Genomic DNA, 26,734 nt, shown 5'->3' with positions numbered 1-26,734 from the left:
AGGTCGCGAGCTGGCCTCAACCGATGAAGGGCGGACGCCTGGCTTCACTTGGCCAGTGAAACTTCACCGACCTCAATGACCACTGCCTGCACTAAGGGCCGAGGCGCTTGCCATGCAATATCGAACGCCCTGCAGACAACATGCTGTGAATGGCTGGACCTGTGATCGGAATTGACGCCTCCCCCCGCCGCCTAACGATCGAAATGAAGGCTCCTTCCACCTTTCCGCCGGCAATCGCGCCGTGAACCAAGAACGGCTTGTTCTCTTCTGCCTGCGATGGAACGAATACGGTCAGCACCCACCCTCCGTTATGCGGAGAGGCTCGAATCACAAGCCCGTCAATTGGGGGAAAAATACGGCTGTCGATGGTTGCTCTATAGCGGGCAACCTGAGCAAATCCCTCATGGACGGGGGTACACTTGGAGATCAGCTCGCCATTCCGGTTCTTCTTGGTTCTATAGCCAACAGCAAGGATTCCTCCCTTTTCGCTATTGGCGAATCGTGAGACGTCTTGGGCGAGCTCGATTTTATCCTTCATACTATCCAGATCGTATCCCTGTGATTTCACTTCCAGCCAGTCAGGTTCCTCCAGCCCGACAAGGGATTCAGGGGCGCCATGGCAAAGACTCGCTACGACTTCGGCATCCATAGAAGTGTTGGGTGGCAGGCTCAAAGTCCTGGCGAGCACCACGGCCAGTTCATGAACCCCAGAAAGCGTTCCCCTATTGCGGGGTAGCAGTAGGTCAAAATCCCAACCCGGTGGCATTTTCGGGCCTGGTTCGTCCCAGTACCTGCACCGAATTAGACGAGCGCCTCGAACTGCGAGATGCGGGGAAACGATCTTGATTACATCAGAAGGATGCTCCATTTCGCAAGGAAGGAAGAAAGAGGCGACGATATCTCCCGAATCGTTCACATCAATCGTGATGAATTCCGGCCTCATGTTGTCGCGCACGCAAAATGTCACGTTTCCGGTCACACCTTCTAACAGTGAACCGATTTCTTGCTCGGGGACGACGGTGCCGCCTTCCGACTCCCTTGCCCCCGCTTTGAATGGAGGAACTTTCTTTCCCTCCAGCCTGGCGATTGCATGCCGGAGTCCAGGAAGGCTCAATTCCTTGCATTCTTCATACTCGTACATATATCCGAGTCCGCAAGGTTCGATCTTGGTATCACCGACGCTAAGCGTGTGACTCTTTCTGTCAAATCTAATCGCCATTATGTGATTGTGGCATGTCTGTCACGCGAGCGTGGACTAATTTGTGTAGCTACTGCCTACCCGTTGTGGCGAGCATCCGAGGGCCGGCGGCAATCGTCACCAGCCGACGCGGGTGTCCTGGCATCCGCGCGCCTGATCGGTCGACGTACCTGCTACCGCGGCTGACGTTCGTAGGCTGAAACACAGACGCCCGAGGCACGGAACCCCCCAGAAGAGTCGAGGCGAAAGTCATGCCACCCGCGTGCCAGATGCTGCGGTGAATCACGGGTATCAGCGGGGGCTTGACCACGAAGTCGGTGAGCTTGGACCACCGTCCGACGCAGGTCAGTGCACTGAATGCCGCCAGAAGACCCGAGCTTCCCAAGCTCAGGGCGCAGCGCCGTCTTCAGTGACGCGCAGGTCTTCTCGCATGCGGGCCCGCAGCACAGCAAGGGCATCGTCGTAGGTTCGGCGCCCCTCCAGATACACGGGATCAGTGACCAAGACTCCCTCCATCACCCGATCGCGGAGGTCGCGCAGACGGCGGAAGGCATCCTCCGAGGCCTCTACGACGCGACTGGGCGCGCTGATGGTCATCTGGTATCTCAGCCCGATGCACGGCCCGAACGATTCGCGAGCTGTGGCCCGGCGCGTCGAGAGATCCATGTCCGGGTCACGCGCCATGTTGCCGCAGGCATGACGGGACTCGGACAGGCCGGCCAGGTAGTCCCCATACAGGGCACGACGCGCTTGCGTCTCACGATCTAAGCGCTCCCGCTTCCACCGTTGACGGTCCAGAAGCATGGCGGATCCTGTGGCGATCGCCGCGCCAACTATGGTGCTGATCAAGGTGAACCACTGCATAGACCGACCGTAGCCACTGGTAGGACGCCCGTCGGCCCCGCACCACAACCGCACCAGATCGAGCGGGGAACCACGGGGAACCACGGGGAACCACGGGGAAAGCAGTCGAGCCCTAAGAAGCCACAGCCCAGCCGTTCACCCAGCTCAGCGCCAAACCGGCCTCAAGTGCCCGCAGCTTCCCAAGCTGAGGGCACCGTCGCCATGGGTCGGCCGTCGTGGCTCGCTCTTGTGGACGGGACCGGCAGCGTGGTGGAGGCCGGTGCGGGCACAGCGAGGCACACGCGCGTGGTAGACGGGACCCATCGAGGGCGCCGGCCGTCAGTCGAGCGCGGCGAAGCTGGGCCGTCTCTGGGCCGTCCGAGGCCGCTCGGCAGTGGCCAAAGACGACCAACGACGACCACCAGGCGCACGAGCTCACCGACCCTGACCAGCAAGAACCCAGCTCACCAAGATCCCCGGCAAGGCCCAGGGCAGGAAGAAGGCAGCAACCAGCCGTAGCCTTCGGACACGGATCAGACATGTTAGGAGCAGCGTGGTGAAGCGCGAAGCCGGTCGACCGGCCTACCAGGTGGGCGATGTACTGCGAGTGGGTTGCTCGCCAGCGAGGGCGCGAGTTGCCGACGTTCGGGGCTCCTACATCTCTGTGGAGTGGCCCTGGGAGAAGGTCGATCCGGACTCACGGTTCCGATGGAACGGGCAAGTGGCCTTTCCCGTTGACCCTGGCTCGTGGGAGTGGTCGTACACGCTGTTTCGCACCGAGCCGAGCCCTCAGTACCTAAACCGTGGGGACTTGTGCAGCGTCAGCATCCCCGAGACGCTCGTTCGCGTCGTCGACATCCTGCGTCACGATCCGCCCCTGGACCTGGGTCAGCTTCCTCGACCGCACACGAGACTGGTCGTACTCCCCATCGACGCTTCCTCTGACCCCCTCCAGGAGGATGAAGGGGCCACGATCGAGATCGAGTCCGCTGCGCCCATCGCGATTGAACTGGTGGGGCGGGCCTAGAGATCGCGTGGCTCGCGCGTAACACACCCCTAGAGCGATGCGGGCGAGGCACACTGAGTGTCTAACTGCGTGACAACCACGACGCACAACCGCGAACACCCGTGGACGTCAGCGGACCATTAGCGCAGATGACAGGCACTACACCCCAAGCACAACGGCCGCTCCAAGTTGCTTCGGGACGAAGCGGTCATCACCCAAGGTCTCACAACCACGCTTCCGCCGGCGCGACTCACTCTGGTCGACGGCATGGCAGCGAGGCTGAGGCCGGTGGGGGTGCGGCGAGGCATACGCGTGCGTGGTTGGTCGGCGCACCCGCCGTCGTGGCTGACTGTCGTCGGCTGAGGCTCAGACACTCCGAGGCCCAGTTCCGCCAAGGGACGTTCGAGGCAAAGGGACCGTGCCATTCGCGTGCCAGATTCTGCGGGGAACCACGGGGAACAGCGGGGACTTGCCCCGAGTGCGACCAGGACTCCACCGCTACTCCGCCGCAGGTCAGATCAGCAACCACCGCCAAGAGGACACGCCTCTCTGCGATGAGGAGGTACCAGCCCACTGCCAGCACGATCAGTGCAGACAGCGCGCCTGCGGCCCCTGTCAAAGGTGTCCGCTGTCGCCCAACCGGCCGGCCCCTGAGGACTAAGTAGGGTAGCCGGGTCACGTTGCCGTGACCCGGCTACCCTACTTAGACGTCGTCTCATTTGGTGAGTCGGCGGTAGCAGATGAGGTTGCAGGCAATGGCGGTGAAGGCCAGGAAGTGCTCGGCCTTGCGTTCGTAGCGTCGGTGCAAACGGCGGCAGCCGCCCTGCCAGGACATCGTGCGCTCGATCGTCCAGCGATGCCGGCCCAGCCGGGTGGAGGACTCGATGCCCTTGCGGGCGATGCGGTGCCGGATGCCTCGCTGGCGTAGCCATCGGCGCAGGTGGTCGTAGTCGTAGCCCTTGTCCGCGTGCAGCTTGGCGGGCCGTCGTCGGCGCGGGCCGCGGCGGGATCGGATCGGCGGGATGCCGCACACGAGTGGCTCGAGTGCCTGGCTGTCGTGCAGGTTCGCGCCGGAAATCCCGATGGAGAGGGGTAAACCGGTCCGCTCGGTGATCAAGTGGATCTTCGAGCCTTTCTTGCCCCGGTCCACAGGATTCGGACCTGTCAGGTCCCCCCTTTCAGGGCCCGCATGTTCACCGAGTCGATGGCGCAGCGCGACCAGTCAAGCTCTCCGCGCGAGCCCAGCTCGTCGAGGATGAGGCGGTGCAGCTTCGCCCAGACCCGGGCGGCGGTCCACTCGGTGAAGCGCCGGTGCGCAGTCGGCCCCGACGGGCCGAAGACCGGCGGCAACTGCCGCCAGGTACAGCCTGTCGTGGCCACGAAGATGATCGCGGCCAGCACCTCACGATCCCCATACCGGCGCCGACCACCACCCTGCGGCCGCGATGGAGCAGGCGGTACCACCCGCTGGAACAGCTCCCACAACTCGTCCGGCACCATGCGCTCGACCATCACCACACGGTGCAGATTACCCAGCGATCCAAATGAGACGACGTCTTAAAGAGGCCGCGCTAACCTGCGCCCGTCCCGTACTGGGCACCGTCGTTTGGACGCGCCGTCCGCCGCCGACCACTGCCGCGTCCCCGCCGGGATCCCGCCCCACACGCCCCACCGCTCGCCTGTCTCCAGGCCGTGCTGCAAACAGCCCTCGCGGACCGGGAAGCCCGAGCGGACCTGCCACACGGTCAGCCTGCCGATCTTCCGTACGCTCCGTGAAGAACGACTCCGGATCTACATCGGCGCCGGGCTATGTGCATGCCGCCTCGTCCAGGCAGTCCTGCTGCCGCACCTGCACCGCCAGCGACCGGTGTCCTTGCAGGGAAGAACTGCGCAACAGTGCGTCTGGTTCCCGGATCCCGCCCACGGCCGTTGACCTCCGCCTCCCCACGCTGAAGCACGGGGAGGCGGAGGTTAAAGCGGTCAGGGGGCGGTCCTGAAGGGGATAGGACGCCCGGTGAACTTATCGGTCAACGTTCTGTCGCCAAGTGGAGCGTCCAGGCGGACGCTGATCTTCTCACCGGCGTTGTGGCCACAGGTGACCTCGTCGCCACGCCCTCCCCACAGAGGCCACGTGCGTTTCAGTACCAGTGTCACGGTATGAACAGACTCGTGGGCTTCGATACGAGGGCGGTTCTCGCACGAACCCCAGCTCTCGACCGCGCTGATCGTACGACCGTTATCGCTCACGATGACGCTTCCCCCTCGCGGGCCGTCCACCACCGAGGCGTCTTCACTGTGTGAACGCTCCAAACGGTTCCAGAAGTACAGCCCCACCATCGCGAAGACTGCCAGAACCAGGACAGAACAGCCCATACGCCGAAACAGTTGGGACCTACTTCCGTACACAGCAGTCTCCTCCGTGCGTCGATGCGCCACAGGAATGCTGACGGGAGACGCATCAGCGTCTCCCGTCAGCTGTTACGTCACTGACCGGTGACGAGAGTCCAGTTCATGATGGCGAGGGTCTGCCGAATCGGGACATAGTAGAGCCCCGGGAAACACCACGGCGTTCCGCTACTCGTGGTCGTGTCCACTACATCCGATTTTTCGGAAGCGGAACAACTGTTTTCGTGGTGTTCGGCCGTGGACCCCGGCATTTCCCCGTCGAAGGCGGTGAGCGTTCCGCGTGCCTCATCGGCCGTGAAGTTGTTGACGCCACGGAAGACAGGAGCCCCGCTGTCACCGTTGACCCCAGCGATGTCATCCGTGCTCGACGGAGTGGCGCACCCACTCTTGTCGGACGTCAGCCCGCCGGTGCAGGCGAGGTCTGCGATGGGGCGCCACCATCCTCCGGAACCGCTGGTCCCGACATCAGTCTTTTCGATCTTGAGCTGGCAGTGGACGCCGCCATTGGCACCGTCCTCGCACACGTAGTCACCGATGTAGTTCTGCGCCGGGCCCGTGATCGGCTTCACGTAGTGCCAGTTGGCCTTCGCTGGCCCGTCGTACAGCTTGCCGGTGACCTCCGGCTGCGGAAGGTCGATTCCCTGGACGTCCACACTCGTGTCGTACTCTCGGCCGTCGCTACCGCCGACGGCTGTATTGCCCCCGTACGTGCGCCAGAGGCCGTCGTTGCCGTTGCAGTGGGCGGCGGTGGTCAGCATGTTCTGACCTTTTTCGTTCTTGATGCCGAATCCGCTGGAACACAGGCTTCCCGTAGGAGTCCTGAGCGCGGCTCCTCCAGTCCAGGCTGGCATGTCCCACAGCCTGGTGTTCTGCACCGCAGAGCCGTCTTTGGCCGAGGGGGCACGACTGGCCGGTGCTGCGGCCGGCGGGGCCATATCGGGTACAGGCTTGTAGTTTGCCGTGGTGCTGATGCCGGTCAGCCGGTCGGCTAGGGCCTTGACCTCGCGCGAGCGCTCCTTGCGGACAGCCGGCGCCAGCGATTCCCGTGCTGCCGTGCCCGAAGCGCTGGCGTAGGTGATCTCCAGGCCGCTGCCGTCGACAGCGCCGCCCATGGTCGTGATACGGATCGGCGTGGACTCTGACCGGATGTGCAGGTCGATCGGTCTGCCCCCGTGCATCAGCTTGTCGCGTGCCGCGTGGAGGTCGGCCTTGGAGTAGCGGGCGGGAATGATCTTGGCAGTGATCCCATTGGGCAGGTGGGCCAGGATGTCAGTGACGCGTTTTGGCGGGGTGCCCTTCCAGTGCAGGCGGAGTTGGTTGTGGATCGGGTCGACCTCGATCTCCGTGAAGCCGGGGATCTTCGCACGGTCACCCTCGGTGAGGTTCTGCGTTATCCGTGTCGCTATCCTGTCGAGGACTCCCTGTTTGTCCGCGATGGTGAGTGCCGAGGGGCTGGTGACGGACGCACTGTCCTTCAGGGGCAGGGATAAGGCGTTGACCGGCGAAGCCAGACTGGTGATGACTCCCGCAACCAGAGCTGCCGTAGCGGCAGCCGCAGCGGTAGATCGTGCAAAACGCAAGAAACTTCCCCACTTCTCGACGAACGCGTCGGGGATGCGGCCAACGCAGCCGCGCCCCCGGACACGTGACGGACAGCCACAGGAAGAAGGGATGGTCTAGTCCCTTCGCCCGCAGCCCGGCCATCCTAAGTAGGGCATGAACATGCCGATCAAGAGTTCTCGATCTGACGTTGATGTTTCAGCCACGGCATCACTGTCTGGGGGCTTGGGATGCAGGGTGGCGCCGCCTCGACATCTACATCCAAGCGGCATCCTTCAGTCGTTCGCGAGACGGTTCACCAGCTACTGGCATAGCTCTTCCACCGAAGGGGTCATTGTTTAGTCAAGGCCCGGGATGGCGTCAGTGAGCCGCTCTTGCGCAGCTTCCCGTTTCCGGGTGGATACGCCTGCCGCGTAGCGAAGTTCGGGTGCTTCATAGAATGACCGATCCCCGTTTTCGATCACGGTCGAAGGACCAACATGATCACGTGAACTTAGTCGGGTAGCCGGGTCACGTTGCCATGACCCGGCTACCCGACTCAACTCCGGGCCGTCTCGGGGCCGTCCGAGTTCAGTCGACGCTTACCGACAACGACCGGTGCCCACGGCATCCGACGAGGTCAGAGCCGCAGGCTCCTTCTTTACCACTGGCCAGCGGAGGGGCCGATTAATAGACCGGCAAGTTGGGTCACACTGAGCAGGTCGTAGCCCCCAAACGCGCCAGACCCTTCAGGGGCGATGAGGATCGCTTGCTGCCAGGAGGCGACCGCGACTGGTCGCAACGCGGAGCACGTCCCGCAATGCCCTGGTCAGTTCCTTCGCCAACCGTCGCAGGTCCTCCGGGCCCGCGTCCTGGTCGTCGAGGGTGTCCAAGGCATGCTCCAGCAGCTCGGCAGCCGTTCCCAGTTGTACCGCTTCGATGTTGTCCGCCAGGCGGGACATGTAGCCGCCCTTGTCGTCGGTGTTCAGGTAGCAGGGCTTGCCTTCCGGTTCCGACCACGGGAGGAGTCGTAGTTCGTTCGGTGCCGTCATCCTTGCGCCTGCCTCTCATCGGTCACGTGGTGGGTGGTGAAGACCGCGTCGACGCGATCCCCTGGGAACGCCAGAAGGGCGGCCTCGACGACTCGCCCGGCAGTGTCGGTCGCAACGCGCGTGATCGCGAGGACTGCCTTGGAGGAGCCGGTCCGGAGGGCCGATGCTTCGTCCGGTGTTGGTAGGCGGGCACATACCGTCTCCCGGACGGTTGCCGACGGCGAGCCCAGAACGGCAAGCCGTAGGGCGGTCTCCTGCCAGGAGGGTTCGCCGTTCAGCACTCCGGCCGGGACCAGATCGCGCGGGATGTAGATGCGGGCCAGTCCGTGCGGTGACTCTCCCTCGTGGCTGATGCAGAAGAATTCGGCGAGGGGGCTGCCCGTCGGCACCTTCAGCAAAGTCGTAAGGTGCCCGTCTGCCTGGACGGTCGTGGTGCGCACGGTGACGCGCAGGGCCGCTTCAGCAGCGGTCCATGGGTCCAGCGTCCCCCATCCGCCGACGTACACGATCTTGCGGGGTGGGCGACGGACGAAGTTGCCCTTGCCGTGGATCTTCTCGACGAGGCCTTCGCCCTGGAGGACCGCGAGGGCGCGCCGCAGTGTCACCGTGCTGACCTTGTATCGGTCGGCGAGGCCGACCTCGGACGGAAGACATTCGCCAGGCTTCATGCGGCCGGTCGTGATCTGCTGCCGGAGATCGTCGGCGATGTCGTGATGGCGTGGAGGCATGGACCGGGTCACCGCCTTCTCAGTACGCGAACAGCGGCGAGCCGGGTTCGCGCGTGTATGGTCAGCAGCTCGCCCGACTCGAAGAGGAGTTGCTTGGCCCCCTGGGGGAGTTGGAAGAGATCGCTCACCCTGCATGCTTTGCCGCCGAGTTGAATGACGTCGCCACGCTGCACGGTGGCCGCGGTGATCTCGACGTTGGAGGCCAGCGCGCCGCCGGGTGCCCAGCCGGTCACTGCTCCACCTCTGTGGGCATCGAGTGGGGCACCGAGTGACATGGGCAGGCGCACGTCTCGTAGATGACTGGCAAGTCGATCGGTGCGGAGACCGGCGAGGACTCCGTGCAGGCAAGGTGCGTGCCGATACGGCAGGCAGTCGACCGGTAGGGGACGGTCGAGGCATCGGCGATCTGGGGCTGTTGGCGAGGAGGCATCAGCTGACTCCCGCGAGCCGCGACCAAGCTTCAGCGGGCAGGTGGGAAGCAACTACCACCGCGCGCGGTCGTACTCGTTCCTCCCAAGCCAGCACGTACGGGCGGACGAGTGCGTTGTCCTCCCCCGCGAGCGGGTGCCGGTGGTTCGCGCTGTCGGAAGCCCGGCCCAGGATGACCGTCGCCGGGTCAGCGGACGAAGGGGAGGCGGGGGCGGCCGGCGGCCTGGAGGGCGTTAAGGGGCGGCGGTGCCTGCCCTTGGGGAAGTACCGCGCTCTGGTGAGCGAGACAGCACGGCGGATACGGTTGAGCACGCTACTCAGCTCCTATCGCTGATGGCTGGTCCCCCGACATCGCCCGTCGTGGGGACCGCTTTGCGTACGACCGCCCACAGGGTGCGGCCGTTCAGGCTGGTGGCGACGAGACCGAACCGATCGGCCTCGGCCACCACTTCCAGGGCCTCCCGCCATAAGTCGGCGGAGAGCGATCCCGGCACCTCCGCTTCGACCGACGTGTACCGGTCGTGCTCCTCCACGCGCGCGGAGGCCCCACGGCGGACAGCCGGGCAGCGATGGCCGCCGCGCTAACTCCCGAAGCGGGCACAGGGCAGCCTCCGTCACCGGCAATCACTTTCAGTGAAGCTAGTTAACTAGGTTAGAGCTAGTGGACTAGATTTTCCATATGCCTGAGCAGCCGCCCTATCTCCGCATCGCCGACGAACTCCGGCGACGGATCGCGGAGCACGTGTGGGAGCCGGGGGATCGTCTGCCCTCCCGCGCTCAGATCGGCCAGGAGTGCGGGGTGGGCGAGAACGTGGTCCGCCGGGCTCAGGAGCTGCTGATTTCCCAGGGCGTGCTGGAGGGCCGCGCCGGTTCGGGCACGTACGTCGCCGAACCCCGGCAGCGGGTCAGGGTCGTCCGTTCGTCCGCGCGTGAGCGGCCCGACGGGTCGCCGTTCCGGGCTGACATGAAGGCCGTAGGCAGGCAGGGGGATTGGGAGAGCCGGACCGAGGCCAAGGTGCCGGCTCCCGCGGACATCGCGGCACGGCTCGGCATCGCCGAGGGTGACCTGTGCGTCCGGACGACGTACGAGTTCCTGGCCGACGGCAGGCCCGTGCAGCTGTCCACGAGCTGGGAGCCGTACGACCTCACCGCCGGCACTCTCGTCGTCCTCCCCGAGGGAGGCCCGCACGCCGGGGCAGGGGTCGTGAATCGCATGGCCGCGATCGGCGTCACCGTCAGCCATGCCGTGGAGCAACCGGAGCCGAGGCAGGCGAGCGCCGAGGAGGCGTCACTCCTGGGCATCCAGAAGGCCGCCCTCGTCACGCACATCCGGCGGACGTACTACAGCGACCAAGGGCGGCCCGTGGAGACGGCGGACATCGTGGTCCCCGCCGCTCACTGCGAGATCGTGTACGAGATTCCGATCAACCGTCATTAGCTATGTGACCTGATCGGGCTGATAGTCGTGCCGACGGCGCGATGTCGGTCGCTCACAGGCCTTGAAGTGCCTTACGAAGCCGTTCCTCCAAGGCCGCCCGCGCTGACGTCCATTTCCGCACGGCCCGATCGGCATCACCAATCCAAGTCAAAGGCTCCGTCCGCTCCCACGAACTCTCGTATTGGCCGATGTCGATGCCGTGCGCAGCGAGCTCCTGCTCCCTCTGCTCCTCCCACCTGCGCCGATCTCCAGCTGCGTGATGGTCGATCCATGTCAGCCCTTCGAGGAACTGCTGTGCCAGCCGACAATCTTCGTCCTCCAGCACCTCGCCATGTTTGATCAGGAAGGTGTTGATCTTTGGAACTTCGGCGCGCAGGTCCTGTCCCCCCGCGTTCCAACGTGACTGGATTTCAAGCTCTCGGAGCTTGTCGAGCAGCTCCCGGAGGGCTTCCAGCCGCTGTTGGTCATACGGTCCGCGGGCGATACGACGTCGCTCTGCCTGCTCCAGTTCCTGGCGGGCCGTCTCGTTCTCGGCTTGGCGCCGCTCGCTGCGTCTCCACTGGAGGTATCCCACGATTGCGACCAACACCGTGGCGCTCACGGGGAGCGCGGCAGTCAGTAACTCCACGAACGCATTGTGCCGAGTGCGGTGTCCCACTGGCCATCGCCTTGAATCGACTCGCGGGTCTGGCAAAGCCTCGAGTTCTGGATGTTCGACTGGAGTGTCACCAGGTCGGCGAAACCTTTCCGGTCACCGCAGTGGCTCCGCCGCTACCACGAGTCGATTGCGTGTCGAAGACCGTTTGATAGAAGGCCTTGTCAGGGAAGAGAAGCAGGTCAGCAAGGGCGTGGCCCTGGTCCCACCAAGCGCCTTCTAAGCGCTTGGCCGCAGGTTCGAGTCCTGCCGGGGGCGCAAGTCCCGCCCTCCCGCCTGGGAGGGCTTTTTGCTGGTCAAGGTGGGTGTCACTCGACACGTCAGCCCCGGACGCCCTTCTGATGATCAAGGGCGGACTCCGGGGCATTCCGGCTGTCACCGGTACTCCCCCTGGAAGAGCAGGTCACCTGGCTGGAGCTGCTCGTCGGCGCAGACGGAGCGGGGAGCGACAGGGAATTCCGGTGAAAGCTGCCGAGTCCAGCGAGGTCACTCCTCGGTCGTTCGTCCAAGTCGGCGCCCAAGCCGGCCGCAAATGATCGAAGCTTCCCGAGCTGAACGGGCCGAAGGGCGGACGTCCCCAAGTCGTCGGCCAGGGGCCGGTCACCGCGGCTTGCTCTGGTTGGGCTACCAGCAGCGCGGCTGGGTCCGGTGCGGGTGCGGCGAGGCATGCGCATATCTGGTCGGCCGGGCCGCCGCCGTGGCCGACTGTCGCCGGCTGGGGCTCCGGCAGACCGCATCGAAGGCACCCGCTGTTCACCCGCACGGTCCCCACGCCGATCGAGGCTGGGCCGTCTCCGGCACGCAATGTACGTCGGTGTGATCTTCCACCTCCACCAGGGGACACATCGCTGGTCAAGCATGGGCACCTGGGCCGGATCCTGCGCGAGATGCGCACCTGAACGAGCAGGACGGGCGGCCGCAGGTATCGAGAGGCCGGCTGACATCCACCACTCCCGACGCGGGTGCTGCGGGTCGAATCCCGCCGGGCCCTTTGCCGATGCCCTACGGCTGCGGACATGCACTCCCTGAACTTCTGACACCTGGTTGGCCGCACAGCCTCACACCTTGGACATGCCCGGAATGCCAGTTATGTGGGCTGTCGGTACGTTCATCGCAGGTCGGCGTCCGGCCGACGCAATAAGAAAGAGAGAAGTGCCCATGCCCTCGCGTGCTTTCGCTGTGGTCGGCGCCGGAATAGGCGCGACCGTCCTTGCAGCCGCCGGCATCACCTATGCCTCGACCGTCGAGTCCACCCCGGATTCCCCGCCTGTCCACCGGGCGGCCCAGCCGCTCCACCACCCTGCCCGACCGGCCCACCACGCCGCCCAGCCTGGGCATCACGCCGCACCCACAGTTCCTGCCGCTCCTGCCGCTCCTGCCGCTGCTGCCCCTGCTGCCATGGCTCCTTCGGGCGCCAAGGACAGCGGCGGAGACGGAAACCGAGGCCGCGACGGCGGTGGACGCGATGACGACGGGGGACGTGACGGCGACGGCGGACGTGACGGCGACGGCGGACGTGACGGCGACGGCGGACGTGACGGCGGCCGTGGACGCGACGGCGGCGGACGTGACGGCAGCCATGGACGCGGTCACGGCCACAAGCGAGGTGGAAGGATCTTCGTCAACGAACGTTCCTACCCCGGCTTCATCGAGGGGTGCATCACCGCGGCCAGCGGACTGGGCGCGAAGAGCTTCAACGTCCTCAATGAAAGCCGGAGAACCGTCGAGGTCTTCCGGGGCTTCAACTGCGACGGTGGCCCTCCGGTGGCCGTCGTGGGACCCCGCAGCGAGACCTTCGGCGTGGTGCCCCACGGCCACGGCCACGGCCACGGCGACGAGGACGGCGACGACCACGGCGAATCCGGTCACCACGGCGTCGTGGGCAGCTTCCGGGTGGTCTGCGACCACGACGGGCGATGGTGACAGCACCACTCGACGCACGGGAGAGTCCCCGGACGGATCACGGCCCGGGGGCTTTCCCCATCCGCCCCTGAGAGCGGCGGAACTCCCGCCGCCTATGCCGCTCCGCTCCAACGCCTGACACACCTGATCAGGCTCGTGTTTGCTCCGGCGTCGGGATGAGGCCCGCATGGATGGCAGGGTCCGCGCGATGTGCGATCACACTGTCAGGTCGAGGGATAGTGACGCCTGAGCCGGCCTTCGTATGGTGTGCCGAACCCGATCACCTTGTCGCGTGACGTCTTCCCAGAATTCCGTCCCGGGGCCATCCGCGACACGGGGCAGGAAAGGGAAGGCGAGGGGGAGGGGGAGGGGGAGGGCATGGGCTGGAACACGCTCAAGGTCTTGCGGGACCGCAACGCGAGCCTGTACCTGGGCGCGGTACTCGTCTCGGGTTTCGGCGACTCGGCCATGTTGCTGGCCGGCGGAATCTGGGTGAAGACGCTCACCGGTTCCAACAGCCTCGCCGCGCTCGTCGCCTTCTGCATGTGGCTGCCGACCTTCGCGGGACCCGCGATCGGCACCATGGCGGACCGGGTGCGGCGCCGTCCGCTTCTCGTCGCCACCAACCTGGCCCTGGCCGTCGTCATGACCGCTCCGCTCGCTGTGCGTTCGCGGGAAGAAGTCTGGCTGCTGTTCCCCGTGCTGACCCTGATCGGCGCGGGCATGGTCCTCACGAACGCGGCCGAGACCGCCCTGATGGCCGCCGCCGTGCCGGACGAACTGCGCGGCGACTTCAACGGCCTGGTACGCACCGCCATCGAGAGCATGAAGCTTCTGGCTCCGCTGGCCGGGGCGGGCTTGTTCACCGTGTTCGGAGGGCCGGCGGTGGCCTTGCTGGACGCGGTCACATTCGTCCTGGCCGCCGCTGCCTTCAGGCTGATCCTGGTACGGGAAACCCCGCCCCGGACCCGTGCCGGGCGGGCATGGACCACCGAGACGGCCGAAGGCGCCCGCTACCTGTGGCGTCACCCGGTGCTGCGCTCGCTGGTCCTCACTGCCGGGACCGTCATGGTGCTGTCCGGCCTCAGCACCACGGCCACGTTCGCGATGCTCGACGGGCTGCACCGGTCCCCGGCCTTCGCGGGTGTGCTCACCCCGGTTCAAGGGCTCGGGTCGATGGCCGGCGGGCTGGCAGCCGGTGCGCTGATGCGGCGGATGCCCGCGCGTGCCTTCTCGGCGGCGGGACTTGCGCTGTTCGCTGTCGGCCTGCTGGCGCGTGCGACTCCCTGGCTGCCCGTCGTGCTCGGCGGCACCCTGGTGCTCGGTGTGGGTGTGCCCTGGCCGGTCATCGCGGCGATGACGGCCGTCCAGCGGGAAACTCCGGCCGAGTTGCTCGGCCGGGTCGCGGCGACGGCCAACACCTTGATGTACGCGCCCACCGGGCTCGCCCTGCTTCTGGGCACGGGGATGGTGGCCGGCTTCGACTACCGGGTGCAGATCCTCGCCGCCGGCATGGTCGGCTTGGCCGTGGCAACCGTGCTCGCCCTGACCGGCCGCACCACGCGGACCGTGGCACCGGTCAGCACACAGCCCGTGTCCGAAACGGCCTCGGAGTCCTAGTGCTGGATTCCTTAGACCGTCACCGTGACCTGCTCGGCCAGGTCCACGCCCAGGCCGCCGAGCCGCCCGTGATCCCGGGCGGCCGGGGGCCTGTCGTCGGCCGGGCCTCGCACCCGTGCCCTCGGCGGGGCGGCCACGGGCCGGCCGTGCGGCGTGGAGGCCGCCCACCGCGAGCCGCAATCCGGCCTGGTCGCCGTGGAGCAGTGGGCGATCGGGGTGGTGGACCGCGTCTGCCACCGGATCGCGGTGGCGATTCCCGGGGGCGACGAGTTGCCGCACCCGGACCTCGTCGTCGTGGGGGGAGATGTCGAGGAAACCGGCTTGCCGCCGGTCGTGTGCGGGATAAAGTCCCGCGTGCGCACCGTCACATGGACGAGTGCGTCCCGTACTCCGCCCGTCCGCGGGGCCCGCCCCGGCGATCCGTCGGCCCTGCACGGCGCCGCGGCCCTTGCCCGGCGAGCGATTCCCAGCCACCAAGTACGTCCACTGACGGCGGTGTGCCCGCCTGTCAGCTCCCCCCACCTGCAAGTCTCCAATCGAAGTGAGGCCGCCTTGAACACAGCAGCCCCCCGCAACGTGCGATGGGTCCTGCTCGGAGTCATGCTGTCGATGTTCCTCAGCACGCTCGACAACGTGATCGTCGGCACCGCCATGCCGACCGTCGTCGGCGAACTCGGTGGCCTGAGACAGCTGTCCTGGGTCGTGTCCGCCTACACCCTGGCCATGGCCGCATCCACCCCCGTCTGGGCCAAACTCGGCGACCTGTACGGCCGTAAGGCGTTCTTCCTGGCGGCGATCACGGTCTTCCTGCTCGGCTCGGGACTGTCCGGGGCCGCGGGGACCATGAACGAGCTCATAGCCTTCCGCGTCCTGCAGGGCCTCGGTGCCGGCGGGATGGGCGTGGGCGCCATGGCCATCATGGGCGAGCTGGTGGCGCCGCGGGAACGCGCCAGGTACGCGGGCATGAGCGCGTCGATCGTGGCGCTGGCCAACGTCGGCGGCCCCATCGTCGGCGGGTTCATCACCGAACACCTGGGCTGGCGCTGGGCGTTCTACCTGAACCTGCCGGTGGGCGCGATCATGCTGATCTGGTGCCAGGCGATGCTGCATCTGAGCGCCCGGCGGAAGAACCCGAAGGTCGACTACGTCGGCGCCGCCCTGCTGATGACCACCACCGTCGCGATCGTGCTCGTCACGACCTGGGGCGGGACCCAGTACGCGTGGGGCTCGCCCCAGGTACTCACCGCGCTCGCGGTCTCCGTCGTCGGGCTGCCGCTGTTCGTGTGGTCGCAGACCCGGGTGCCGGAGCCCATCATGCCGCTGACGCTCTTCGCGAACCGCAACTTCACGCTCGCGATGGTGATGACCGTCGTGGCCAGCATCGGCATGTTCGGCGCCGTCACCTTCCTGCCGCTGTTCCAGCAGACCGTACAGGGCGTGTCGGTCTCCAACTCGGGGCAGTTGCTGCTGCCGATGATGGTGTCCATTCTCGTCGTGACGCAGATCGGCGGGCGGTTCAGGAGGCGGTCCGGCCGGTACAAGATCTACCCGGTCCTCGGTGGCGCCTTCCTCACGGGCGGCTGCATCGGGCTGGCCACGATGGACACCACCACCAGCCGGCTCACGACGGCCGTCTACATGGCCGTCGTGGGCGTCGGCATCGGTTTCCTGGCGCAGACGACCATGATGATCGCTCAGAACAGCGTGGAGATGAAGGACATGGGCGCCGCGTCCGGCAGCGCCACCCTGCTGCGGACCCTGGGCGGATCGTTCGGCGTGGCCCTGTTCGGTGCGCTGTTCAACGCGCATGTCGCCGGCGGCGCGGCCGGAGCCGACCGTGCACCGGCGACGCTCGGCAAGCTGCCTCCGGCGCTCCGCGACGCCTATCTCCACTCTGTCGCCGCGGGCATGCAGAGCATCTTCACGTGGGCGGCGGTGCTGTGCGCGATCGCGTTGGTGGCCGCGCTGTTCATCGTCGAGGTGCCGCTGCGCCAACGCGGCGCGCCGGCCCCGGCCCCGGCGAGCGCGCCCGCGGCGCAGGAATAGGGGCGGCGGAACCGGTCGTCGGGGCCGGCGCGGGAACCGCCGTGATCCACGGGAGAGTCGTGCCCGTACCGCTGCCCGCGGGTCCTGGCGTGAAAGTGTCAGCAAAAACGCCTGGTCCGCAGGGCCGTATGCATGCCTAGAGTTCGACCTGGTTCTTCCTCGGACATCTCGGCCGGGTCGGCACGTCGCGAGCGTGACGAGCCGTGACGAAAGGCGGCACGCCCATGCAATTCACCAGCGAAATCTCCTCGCCCGGTATCACCGAACGCACCTTCACGCTGGACGACGTCACCGGTGTGCTCTGGTCGCCCACCGACGGCACTGCCGGAGCGCCCCTGATCCTGATGGGGCACTCCGGCAGCCTGCACAAGAAATCGCGGGGCATCCTCGCCCGTGCATTCCACTACGTGACCGACTACGGGTTCAGTGTCGCGGCGATCGATGCGCCCGGACACGGCGAACGGCCGCGAAACGCACAGGACGAACAGTGGGTCGCCGCGCTGGAGGAGGCTTGGAACGCGGGCGATCCGATCGACGAGATCGTCACCGAATACAACACCTCACTGGCCGAGCGTGCCGTGCCGGAATGGCAGGCGACCCTGGACGCGCTCCAGGCCCTGCCCGAGATCGGCCCGGCAGCGCCGGTCGGCTACGGCGGCATCACACTGGGCACCGCGATCGGGCTGATGCTGACGGCGGCCGAACCCCGGATCAAGGCCGCGACGTTCGGCGGGGTCCTGGTGTACGAGGCCCTGACCGAGGCGGCCAGGCAGATCACCGTTCCGGTCGAGTTCCTGCTCCCCTGGGACGACGAGGACATCGACCGGCACAACGCCCTCGTCCTGTTCGACGCCTGCGCCTCGCAGGAGAAGGCGATGCACGTTTATCCCGGCTGGCACGACCAGGTGCCCGAATTCGCGATCGACGACTCGGCCCGGTTCTTCCTCCGGCATCTCGGCCCGGGCGCCACGTCAACGATCTGACGCGCCGGCGTACGGTGGCCGGCCTTGGCCCGCGTCCCGGAAACGCAGTGCGGTTGGTGTTCCCATTTCATTTGCGGCGTCGTTGCCGATTGCGTGTCCCGGCCGGGTCGGTGAAGCGGAGCAGGATCTCGTTCTGCCCCGCAAAAGGCTCCGGACCCTGTCAGGCCGAGGGATGCGCCTGGCGGTTGACCGCTATTACCTTGCGATCACGTCGGCGCCGCATACACAGCGACGCTGTGAGCTTGCTACGAGATGTGGAATTCAATGACTGATGTGAGCACTCCGTCGCGGCGCTGGTCGGCATTCACCACGCCCGTGAACGGGCGGGCCACGCCGTGGGACATCGGCGGGCCGCAACCGGTTCTGGTCGCGATCGAGGACGCGGGCCGGATCAGCGGCGAGGTACTTGACGCCGGCTGCGGGCTCGGCGACAACGCGATCTTCCTCGCTTCGCGCGGCTATCGGGTCACCGGTGTCGACGCGGTGCCGAGGGCCATCGAGGAGGCACAGAAGCGGGCCCTGGCCAAGGGAGTTCAGGCCGATTTCACCGTCGCCGACGTCACCAGCCTGGACGGTTTCGAAGGCCGTTTCGACACGGTCGTCGACAGCGCGCTCTACCACTGCCTGACCGAGGAGAATCAGCAGCGTTACATCGCCGCGCTGCACCGCGCCTGCAAGCCCGGCGCACGGCTGCACCTGTTCTGCTTCGCCGCGGAGCGACCCGCGGCGATCCCCGTCATGCAGCGGATCACTGAGCAGAACCTCCGTGACACCGTCGGCAGGCAGTGGAACATCACCTCTCTCCACCTCGCCCTGTACCAGACCTCACTCACCCCCGAGGGTGTCCGGCAGATGGGTACCGGCGCTCCCGAGACAGAGGTGACCAGCGAACCGGAGCTCGACGAGCACGGCCGGATCAAGGCACCGGTCTGGCAGCTCACCGCGGAACGTGTTGATTAGCGGTACGCGGCTGTCGGGGCGGGCGAATTCTGATCGGGCGAATTCTGATCGGGCGGTTTCGGATCAGTGGATCGACAGAATGCTCACAGCCCTGACAGCCGTCTTCGTGGAAGGGGCCTGGGCCATACCACTCTTCCCCTTTGCATATGTGTCCTCTTACGACGCGGCGACATCCCGCTGTGAACTCGACCATGGAAGAGACCCGGATGACGATTGAAGCGGCGCCACTGCCGACGAACAGACCCAACCCGTTCGATCCGCCGGAGGACTACCGCATACTGCGGGAGAACCAACCGATCGGCAGGATGGTGCTGGCCGACGGATCGCTGGGCTGGGTGGTGACCAGCTACGAACTGGTCCGGTTCGTCCTGGCGGACTCCAGGTTCAGCGCGGACGGGCGGAAGACCACCTCGCCGCACCGGATACTCCCGGAAGCGGCGCGGAAGCCCAGGCCCGGCTTCTTCCTGCAGATGGACCCGCCGGACCACACCCGCTACCGCGGGCTGCTGACCGGACAGTTCACCGTACGACGGATGAAGGCGCTGGAACCCCGCATCCGCGAACACGTCACCGACACGCTGGACGAGATGCAGCGGGCGGGCGACAGCGCCGATCTGGTCGGCTCGTTCGCGCGGCGGCTCCCGTCGCTGATGCTCTGCGAACTGCTCGGTGTGCCCTATGACGAGCGGGGCGACTTCCAGCGGTTCACAGGCGGAGCGCCGCAGACCAACCTGCCACGCGAAACGGCCGAGCGGTCCGCGCAGATCGGTGCGGCGCTCATCGCCACCAACGAATACGTGCTGTCGCTGGTGCGTCGCAAGCGGAAGCAGCCCGGCGACGACATGCTCAGCGGGTTGATGACCGCCGACCCGACCCTGACCGACGAGGAAATCGCCGGGATGGGCCGTCTGCTGCTGCTCGCCGGCCACGACACCACCGCGAGCATGCTGTCACTCGGCACGTTCCTGCTGCTGCAGCACCCGGAGCAGGCCGCGGAGATCCGGCGCGACCCGGAGGCGGTGAATCGTGCCGTCGAGGAAATCATGAGGTACCTGACGGTCGTGCAGTTCGGCGCGTTCCGGGCCGCCACCGAGGATCTCGAGGTCGGTGGGCAGCTGGTCAAGGCGGGCGAGACCGTGGTGTGCTCGCTCGCGGCGGCCAACCGGGACCCCCGGCAGTTCGCCGACCCCGACCGGTTGGACGTGACCCGGGAGCACACCCCGCACCTGGCGTTCGGGCACGGCGCCCACTTCTGTGTCGGTGCCCAGCTGGGCCGGCTCGAGATGCGGATCGGATACCGGGAGCTGTTCACTCGGCTGCCGAGGCTTCGGCTGGCGGTACCGCCGCAGGAGATCGAGATACGGACCGGATCCACCATCTACGCCCTGGGGTCACTGCCTGTTACCTGGTCCTGAGTCCGGCCTCGGACGCCCGGGCGCGTATGCCCTCGACGAGAACTGGGCCGGCACCCTCCGGGAGGAGGGTGCCGGCCTCTGTGCGGTTCAGCGGGCCGCGGTGACGGCGCGGTCCACGGTGCGCGGGGTCAGAGCGGGATGTTCCCGTGTCGCCTGGGCAGGGCGTCCACTCGCTTCTCCGCAAGCATCCGCAGCGCGCGCCCGACTCGCCTGCGTGTGTGCGACGGCGGAATCACCGCGTCGATGTACCCGCGCTCGGCGTCGGCGTAGGGGGTCGCCGCGTATTTCCGCTCCAATTGCGCACGCTTTTCCAGGAGTTCGTTGCCGTGCAGGGCCGCCAGTTCCTTGCGGTGCAGAACGCTGACCGCGCTCGGCGCCCCCATCACCTCGATCTCGGCGGTCGGCCAGGCCAGGTTGATGTCGGCACCGAGGTGTTTGGAGCCCATGGCGGCGTAGGCGCCGCCGTACGCCTTGCGCACGATGACCGTGATCTTCGGAACCAGCGCCTCCGCGTAGGCGTAGACGAGTTTGGCGCCGTGCCGGATGATGCCGTCCCACTCCTGGTCCGTACCGGGCAGGAAGCCGGGCACGTCCACGAAGGACAGCACGGGCACGTTGAAGGCATCGCAGATGCGGATGAACCGGGCGGCCTTGGTGGAGGCGTCTATGTCCAGGCAGCCGGCGAGGTGGGTGGGCTGATTGGCCACGATCCCGACGCTGCGGCCGTCCACCCGCCCGAACCCGACGATGATGTTCGGCGCGAACATCTCGTGCACCTCGAGGAACTCCCCGTCATCGAGCACACGGGTGATCACCTCGTACATGTCGTACGCCTGGTGGGTCGAGTCGGGGATGATCCTGTCCAGTTCCAGGTCGGCCGGTGTGAGCCCGTCGGCCGTGAGGGGTCCCGACGGGCGCGGCGGCGGGTACGACTTCGGCTCGGACAGGTTGTTGCCCGGCAGGTAGTCCAGCAGGTTCCTGACGTAGTCGAACGCGTCGTCCTCGTCGGTGGCCAGGTAGTGCGCCACCCCGGAACGCGCGTTGTGCAGGCGTCCGCCGCCGAGTTCCTCCAGACTGACCTCCTCCCCGGTGACGGTCTTGATGACGTCCGGCCCGGTGATGAACATGTTGCTCGTCTTGTCGACCATGACGATGAAGTCGGTCAGCGCGGGCGAGTACACACCGCCACCGGCGCACGGTCCCAGGACCAGCGAGATCTGCGGCACGACACCGGAGCAGCGCACATTCCGGTAGAAGATCCCCCGTACAGGGCCAGCGTGTCCACGCTCTCCTGGATCCGGGCACCCGCGCCGTCGTTGATGCCCACGATCGGGCAGCCGATCTTGACCGCCAGCTCCATGAGCTTGGTGATCTTCTCGCCGTGTGCCTCGCCGAGTGCTCCGCCGAACACGGTGGCGTCCTGGCTGAACACGGCGACCGTGCGACCGTTGATCGTCCCGGTGCCCACGACGACACCGTCGCCGTAGGGCCGGCGGCTCGCCATCGCCGGGTCGGCGCACCGGCGCCGCACCAGCGCGTCGAGTTCCTCGAAGGACCCGGGGTCGAGCAGCGCGTCGATGCGTTCACGAGCCGTCATGCGGCCGTTCGCGTGCTGCCGGGCGACCGCGGCCGCGCTCCCCGGCTGCACGGCGCTGTCCATGCGTTGGTGCAGGTCCGCCAGCTTCTCCGCCGTCGTGTGCGGGCCCGGAGGTACTGTGCCGGCGCCCGAGAGGCGAGCAACGGGTTCGCTGACAGTGGTCATGGGTCGCGGGGCACGGTGCGCCGTCGCCCCTTCCCCCCTTTCAAGTTCGTGGCGCTCTGCTCGGCTTCGGACGGTCACGCAGTCAAGTCCCGCGGCGGGCGCAGGCCGTCGCCGGCCAGGCTCGCGGCCGCTTGCACGCGCAGCGCCCGCCGGTCGACCTTCCCGGCGGGACCCAGCGGCAGGGCCGGCAGCACGAGCAGCCGTTCCGGGAACTTCCGCGGCTCCATCCCGCAGGACGCGAGGTGCCGGGTCAGCTCGGTCAGGGTCAGCTCCGCCGATGTGGCCACGCAGGCGCACATGCGCTCGCCGTAGTGCGGGTCGGGCACCGGCACACAGGCCACGTCGCGGATGTCCGGGTGTGTGATCAGCACCGACTCCACCTCCGCCGGACTGATGTTGAGGCCGCCCCGGATGACCACATCCTTGCACCGGCCCACGAGGGTGAGACGGCCCTGCTCGTCGAACACGCCGAGGTCGCCGGTGCGGGTCCAGCCGTCGGGGGTGCGCAGTCTGCGGTCCAGCTCCGGGGAGTTGAAGTAGCACATCGGCGACATCGGGCCCCGCGAGACCAGCTCGCCGGTGGTGCCGGGCGGCACCGGGATCCCGTTTTCGTCCACCACCCGGATGTCCGCCACGGCGGGGTTGGGGCGGCCGATGGTGCCGTCGAAACCCGTGAGGCCGTTGTGACACCCGACTCCGTCGGCCGAGCCGTAAATGGGCACCACCGCGCACTTCAGGATCTCACCGGCGCGGCGGGCGGTGTCGGGGTCCAGCGCGGCGCCCCCGATCACGACGGCCCGCAGGCTGCTGAGGTCGGTGTCGTGGATCGCCGGGCAGTCCAGCAGCATGCGCAGCATCGTGGGCACGCCGAACAGGTGCGTGACCCGGGCGGCCTCGACCATGGCGAGGGTGCCGGCGGGGTCGAAGGCGGGCCGTACGACGAGTGTCGCGCCGAAGGCCGCGAGGGTGACCGGGGTGCCGCTGGAGCCGAAGGCCGAGCCCAGTGGCATGAGGAAGAAGTTGCGCATGGCGCCGGGATCCTCGTGCAGGGCTGCCATCTGGGCGCCGCGGCCACCGGACAGGGCGTTGTGCGAGTACAGGACCATCTTCGGTTCCGCCTCGGACCCGGAGGTGACCAGGATCCGGGCCGGCGCGTCGGGGTCCGCCGCGTGGTGGACGAATTCGCGGGCGTCGGAGGCGAGCAGCGCGTCGATCGGCACGCATCCCTGCACCTCGGCGCCGACGGCGATGACGGCACGCAGGCCGGGCAAGGTGGCCGAGTGCTCGCGGACCCGGGCCGCACAGGGATGGCCGTGGTGTTCGGCGACCGTGATGACGGCGACGGCCTCGGACCGGCGCAGCAGGTTCTCCGCCTCCCGCTCGCCGCGTCCGACCGGGAAGGGCAGCGCGATGGCCCCGAGTGCGGCCACGGCGAGCTCGACCGCGCAGGCCAGGCGGCCGTTGGGCAGTTGTACGGCCACCACCTCGCCCTCGCCTATCCCCAGGCGGGCCAGACCGGCGGCCAGGCGCCGGGTCAGGTCGTCGAGTTCGCCGTAGCCGAACGTGCCGTCGGCGTCGATCACGGCGGGCGCCGCGGGATCGCGGTCGACGCGGCTGCGGAACTGGGAGTACAGGTCCCGGTCCGGGTAGTGGCCCGCGGCGGCCCAGGCGCGGCGCTGGCTTGCGGGGATGTGGTCGACGTGCCGGATGGCGGTACGGTTCACGGGAATCTCCAAGGTGGTCGGGGAGCGAGCCGGGCGGTCGTCACTGCTGGCAGACCAGGTCCTGGTACTCAACTGCCTTGGAGGATCGGGGCTGTTTCCTTCGACGTACGGGCGTCGTCCAGGCCCAGCGCCGCGCGGGCCCGGGCCCGCAGCCAAGCGCGGTCGGGCTTGCCGGTGCCGACCATCGGCAGCTGCGGCCAGAGGTCGATCACGGACGGGACGTGGTTGTCCGAGAGCACCTCGGACACGTGGCGGCGCAGCGTCTCGGAGTCGACGTCGGCGCCGGGCAGGGCGACGGCCACCGCGTAGATCTGCTCCACCCGGTCCGCGTTCTCCACGCCGCACACCGCCGCCTGGGACACACCGGGAGCCTCGCTGAGGACCCGTTCGACGTCCTCCGGGTGGATCCTGATGCCCTTGACCTTCATCACGTCCGACATCCGGCCGCTGAGGTGGAGGTACCCGCCCTCGTCGAGGCGCCCGAGGTCGCCGGTGCGTACCCAGCCGTCCTGGATGGTCCGCGCGGTCAGTTCCGGGGCGTGCCAGTAGCCGGACGTCAGCCACGCGGGGGCGCTCCACACCTCACCCGTCTCGCCGCTCGGCACCTCGCCGCCGTTTTCGGGGTTCCTGACGCTCAGCCGGGAGGGGGCCAGGGGACGGCCGACCGTGGCACACCGGCCGATGTCCTTGTGGTCGTCCGGAAGCAGCATGCTGATCACACCGGTCTCGGTGGAGCCGTACACCTGGATCAGAATCGGGCCGAAGACCTCGAAGGCCTCGCGCAGCCGGCTGGGCGCGGCGGGGCTGCCGCCGTAGATGAGCTCGCGCAGGCTGGACACGTCGGCGGCCGGCCGGTCGGGGTGCGTGGCCAGCGCATACACCTGCGGGGCGCCGAGCATGACCCGCGTGACGCGGTGTTCGGCGATGTCCCGCAGCACACCCCGGGCGTCGAAACCGTCGCGGAGGACCACGCGGCCGCCGGTCATGAGCGTGTCGTCCGCACCGAATCCGCTCGAATGCGTCAACGGCGCGGTGATCAGGAAGGTCGACTCGCCGCTGCGGCTCCCGGCCGACCTGATCATCTCGTTCTTGACCCCGAAGCTCCAGCAGACACCCTTCGGGTCGCCGCCCGACCCGCTGGTCAGGGTGATCACCGCGAGGTCGTCGTCGGTGAGGTCCGGGCACACCGTGACGTCGGCGGCGGTGCCGGCGGTGAGGTCGACGGCGTCCGGCCCGGCGTCGCCCAGCGCGGCGAGGGCCGGCCGGGTGGCCATGTCCGCCAGCAGGGCGCGCGCCCGTGGCAGGTTGGCGGTGTCGACCGCGAGCAGGTCGGCGCCCAGGTCGGCGACGACGGCACGCTGCAGCTCCAGCCGCAGCTCGTCGTCCGGGGTGACCGCGTTGATGCCGCGCACGTGCGCGGCGGTGGCGCCCACCAGATTGGCCGCCCAGCGCAGGATCAGCGTGGCCGCGGTGTTCGGCTGGGTCAGGATGGCGACCACGGCGCCCCGCGTGATCCCCTGCGCGCTCATCGCCGCGCCCGCGCGGCGGGTTGCGGCCGCCGCCTGACCGGCGGTGAGGGTGACACCACGGCTGACTATCGCGGGACGGTCCGGATCGGCGTCGAACCGGGTCAGCAGCTGCTGGACATAGTGCTCATGCGTCGTGGTCATAGTCCGGCGTCTTCTTCTTCGTTCGGATGGATGGGGGAATCGTGCGCATCCCGCGGCGGACGGGGCGGCATGTCGAGGGCGGCCGGAAAGACGTCTTCCGGGCCCTAACGGTCCTGTCCGCCGATCGCCACCGGCAGCCGCTCGGGGCCGAAGAACAGCATGTCCGGCCGCCACTTGGGGTCCCCGGCCGAGCGCAGCCGCGGCACCCGGCGCAGTTCCCGGCAGACCGCCTCGGCGACCAGCTTCGACAACGCGGCTCCGAGGCAGTGGTGGATGCCCGCGCTGAACGCGAGCGAGCCGGCCCCGGTCCGGTCGATGTCGAAGGTCTCCGGCTCGTGGAACGCCTTCGGATCGCGGTTCGCCGCGGCCAGGAGCAGCACCAGCACCGACCCCGCGGACAGCGCGACCCCACCCAGTTCGACGTCCTGGGCCGTGTAACGGCGGGTGACGTGGTATCCGCCGCAGTAGCGGAAGATCTCCGCCACCGCCCGGTCCGCCGAGAAGTCACCGCTCCGCACGCGCTCCAGGGTGTCCGGGTGGGACAGCAGGGTGTGCACGGCGTTGCCGAGCGTGGCGCTCAGCGCCGCGACTCCCGCACCGAAGATGGGCAGCAGCGCCAGCGCCAGCTCACTGTCGGACAGCCGGTCCGGGTCGTCGGACTGCTCGGCCAGGTAGGCGCTGATGAGGTCGTCGGCGGGGTCGGCCCGTTTGGCGGCCACGAGCTTCTCGAAGTACTCGGACATCGCCAACGCCGCCCGGTCCGCCCGCTGTTGGACGGCCTGGCGGGTCGCGTCGTCCGCCGTCGGGTCGGGCTGGGGCAGCGCCTCGTTCAGCAGGGTCCAGCACCGGGGTTGTTCGGCCGCCGGAATGCCGAGCAGGCCACCGAGCGCGGCCATGCTCAACGGTTCGGAGACCAGTTCCTGGAAGTCGACGGCTTCGCCGGACGGTGTGCCCAGCAGGCGGTCGAACACGACCCGGGCCTCGTGCTCCACCATGGGGCCGAGCTGGCGCAGCTGCCGGCTGGAGAAGCCTCGCGAGAGCTGGGCACGCAGCCGGGTGTGTTCGGGCGGATTGCGGAAGAACAGCGAGGAGAAGAACTGCTCCTGACTGGCGGACGGCTTCCAGCCGGGCATCTTCGCCTCCATCCACGCGGCGTCGATGACCCGGAACGTCTCCTTGTCACCGAGCACCCGCTGGCATTCGGCCTGCCCGGTCACCAGCGTCATCCCCAGGCGCTCGCTGCGGTAGACACCGGACAGGTCCCGGAGCTGCCGGTAGTGGGCGAACGGTTCGCCGCTCGTGCCGGGCGCCGTCACCAGGCGCACCAGGTCTTCGGCGTCCACCGGCACAGTCATCGT

General features: G+C 67.7%; 21 protein-coding genes and 2 pseudogenes. 7 read left to right on the top strand and 16 right to left on the bottom strand.

Features of this window, described 5'->3' with window-relative positions; translation table 11 throughout:
• Positions 1–91: 91 nt before the first annotated feature.
• The 10 genes and pseudogenes from BFF78_RS46380 to BFF78_RS27340 form a co-directional block, all read right to left on the bottom strand.
• Positions 92–1,141, bottom strand: coding sequence for a hypothetical protein (locus BFF78_RS46380; RefSeq protein WP_159033070.1), 1,050 nt, complete (start codon positions 1,139–1,141; stop codon positions 92–94).
• A gap of 444 nt (positions 1,142–1,585) precedes the next feature.
• Positions 1,586–2,062, bottom strand: coding sequence for a hypothetical protein (locus BFF78_RS27380; RefSeq protein ID WP_069780833.1), 477 nt, complete (start codon positions 2,060–2,062; stop codon positions 1,586–1,588).
• A 1,700-nt stretch (positions 2,063–3,762) separates the two neighbouring features.
• Positions 3,763–4,559 (bottom strand): IS5 family transposase gene (locus tag BFF78_RS44890; protein WP_107440920.1). Its coding sequence is split into 2 segments (ribosomal slippage): positions 3,763–4,221 and positions 4,224–4,559, totalling 795 coding nucleotides; the frame shifts between segments, so codons are not numbered across the junction.
• A 45-nt stretch (positions 4,560–4,604) separates the two neighbouring features.
• A complete protein-coding gene (locus tag BFF78_RS50225; RefSeq protein WP_159033069.1) occupies positions 4,605–4,790 on the bottom strand; it encodes a WhiB family transcriptional regulator in 186 nt (61 codons plus the stop codon).
• 740 nt (positions 4,791–5,530) lie between these two features.
• Positions 5,531–7,033, bottom strand: coding sequence for a chymotrypsin family serine protease (locus BFF78_RS27360; protein ID WP_069780830.1), 1,503 nt, complete (start codon positions 7,031–7,033; stop codon positions 5,531–5,533).
• A 708-nt stretch (positions 7,034–7,741) separates the two neighbouring features.
• Positions 7,742–8,044, bottom strand: a complete 303-nt coding sequence (locus tag BFF78_RS27355; RefSeq protein ID WP_069780829.1) for a hypothetical protein — start codon at positions 8,042–8,044, stop codon at positions 7,742–7,744.
• Positions 8,041–8,772, bottom strand: a complete 732-nt coding sequence (locus tag BFF78_RS27350) for a GntR family transcriptional regulator (RefSeq protein ID WP_069783844.1) — start codon at positions 8,770–8,772, stop codon at positions 8,041–8,043. The genes BFF78_RS27355 and BFF78_RS27350 overlap by 4 nt, the downstream gene beginning before the upstream one ends.
• A gap of 8 nt (positions 8,773–8,780) precedes the next feature.
• On the bottom strand, positions 8,781–9,005 hold the full coding sequence (locus BFF78_RS27345) for a hypothetical protein (RefSeq protein ID WP_099054942.1): 225 nt from the start codon (positions 9,003–9,005) through the stop codon (positions 8,781–8,783).
• Between the two features lie 196 nt (positions 9,006–9,201).
• Positions 9,202–9,513 carry a hypothetical protein gene (locus BFF78_RS50220; protein WP_079161500.1) on the bottom strand — a complete coding sequence of 104 codons (312 nt, stop codon included), beginning with the start codon at positions 9,511–9,513 and terminating at the stop codon, positions 9,202–9,204.
• 5 nt (positions 9,514–9,518) lie between these two features.
• Positions 9,519–9,802: pseudogene (locus BFF78_RS27340) on the bottom strand (hypothetical protein).
• Positions 9,803–9,880: 78 nt separating this feature from the next.
• Between BFF78_RS27340 and BFF78_RS27335 the strand changes: the two are divergent.
• Entirely contained in the window at positions 9,881–10,639 is a 759-nt protein-coding gene (locus tag BFF78_RS27335; protein ID WP_069780827.1) for a GntR family transcriptional regulator, read from the top strand.
• Between the two features lie 52 nt (positions 10,640–10,691).
• Here BFF78_RS27335 and BFF78_RS27330 read toward each other — a convergent pair whose 3' ends face one another.
• Positions 10,692–11,267: a hypothetical protein gene (locus tag BFF78_RS27330; RefSeq protein ID WP_159033068.1), complete on the bottom strand. Its 576-nt coding sequence runs from the start codon at positions 11,265–11,267 to the stop codon at positions 10,692–10,694.
• Positions 11,268–12,692: 1,425 nt separating this feature from the next.
• On the opposite strand from BFF78_RS27330, the gene BFF78_RS47430 reads away from it, so the two are divergent.
• Both BFF78_RS47430 and BFF78_RS27320 read left to right on the top strand, forming a co-directional pair.
• Complete coding sequence (locus tag BFF78_RS47430; protein ID WP_069780825.1) at positions 12,693–13,217, top strand: hypothetical protein; 525 nt, start codon at positions 12,693–12,695, stop codon at positions 13,215–13,217.
• Positions 13,218–13,574: 357 nt separating this feature from the next.
• Positions 13,575–14,816 carry an MFS transporter gene (locus BFF78_RS27320; RefSeq protein ID WP_069780824.1) on the top strand — a complete coding sequence of 414 codons (1,242 nt, stop codon included), beginning with the start codon at positions 13,575–13,577 and terminating at the stop codon, positions 14,814–14,816.
• An 11-nt stretch (positions 14,817–14,827) separates the two neighbouring features.
• Here BFF78_RS27320 and BFF78_RS49395 read toward each other — a convergent pair whose 3' ends face one another.
• Positions 14,828–14,953: a hypothetical protein gene (locus tag BFF78_RS49395; protein ID WP_257786880.1), complete on the bottom strand. Its 126-nt coding sequence runs from the start codon at positions 14,951–14,953 to the stop codon at positions 14,828–14,830.
• A gap of 415 nt (positions 14,954–15,368) precedes the next feature.
• Here BFF78_RS49395 and BFF78_RS27315 point away from each other — a divergent pair, with 415 nt between their 5' ends.
• The 4 genes from BFF78_RS27315 to BFF78_RS27300 all read left to right on the top strand — a co-directional run bounded on the left by BFF78_RS27315 (position 15,369) and on the right by BFF78_RS27300 (position 20,220).
• The gene (locus BFF78_RS27315; RefSeq protein WP_227025942.1) at positions 15,369–16,862 is read left to right on the top strand and encodes an MDR family MFS transporter; all 1,494 of its coding nucleotides are present in this window, start codon (positions 15,369–15,371) and stop codon (positions 16,860–16,862) included.
• Between the two features lie 224 nt (positions 16,863–17,086).
• Positions 17,087–17,845 carry an alpha/beta hydrolase family protein gene (locus BFF78_RS27310; RefSeq protein WP_069780823.1) on the top strand — a complete coding sequence of 253 codons (759 nt, stop codon included), beginning with the start codon at positions 17,087–17,089 and terminating at the stop codon, positions 17,843–17,845.
• 273 nt (positions 17,846–18,118) lie between these two features.
• A complete protein-coding gene (locus BFF78_RS27305) occupies positions 18,119–18,805 on the top strand; it encodes a class I SAM-dependent methyltransferase (protein WP_227025941.1) in 687 nt (228 codons plus the stop codon).
• A 206-nt stretch (positions 18,806–19,011) separates the two neighbouring features.
• Positions 19,012–20,220 (top strand): cytochrome P450, encoded by a 1,209-nt coding sequence (locus BFF78_RS27300; protein WP_227025940.1) that lies wholly within the window; start codon positions 19,012–19,014, stop codon positions 20,218–20,220.
• 128 nt (positions 20,221–20,348) lie between these two features.
• On the opposite strand, the pseudogene BFF78_RS27295 reads toward BFF78_RS27300, so the two are convergent.
• The 4 genes and pseudogenes from BFF78_RS27295 to BFF78_RS27280 form a co-directional block, all read right to left on the bottom strand.
• Positions 20,349–21,880: pseudogene (locus tag BFF78_RS27295) on the bottom strand (acyl-CoA carboxylase subunit beta).
• Positions 21,881–22,056: 176 nt separating this feature from the next.
• The gene (locus BFF78_RS27290) at positions 22,057–23,706 is read right to left on the bottom strand and encodes an AMP-binding protein (RefSeq protein ID WP_079161499.1); all 1,650 of its coding nucleotides are present in this window, start codon (positions 23,704–23,706) and stop codon (positions 22,057–22,059) included.
• A 68-nt stretch (positions 23,707–23,774) separates the two neighbouring features.
• Entirely contained in the window at positions 23,775–25,376 is a 1,602-nt protein-coding gene (locus BFF78_RS27285; protein ID WP_069780820.1) for an ANL family adenylate-forming protein, read from the bottom strand.
• A gap of 104 nt (positions 25,377–25,480) precedes the next feature.
• Positions 25,481–26,731: a cytochrome P450 gene (locus BFF78_RS27280; protein ID WP_069780819.1), complete on the bottom strand. Its 1,251-nt coding sequence runs from the start codon at positions 26,729–26,731 to the stop codon at positions 25,481–25,483.
• Positions 26,732–26,734: the final 3 nt, after the last annotated feature.

The sequence above is a fragment of the Streptomyces fodineus genome, assembly GCF_001735805.1.
Classification (GTDB): Bacteria; Actinomycetota; Actinomycetes; order Streptomycetales; family Streptomycetaceae; genus Streptomyces; species Streptomyces fodineus.
Note: the sequence above shows the minus strand (reverse complement) of the source record. Positions and strands in the feature narration are given on the sequence as shown.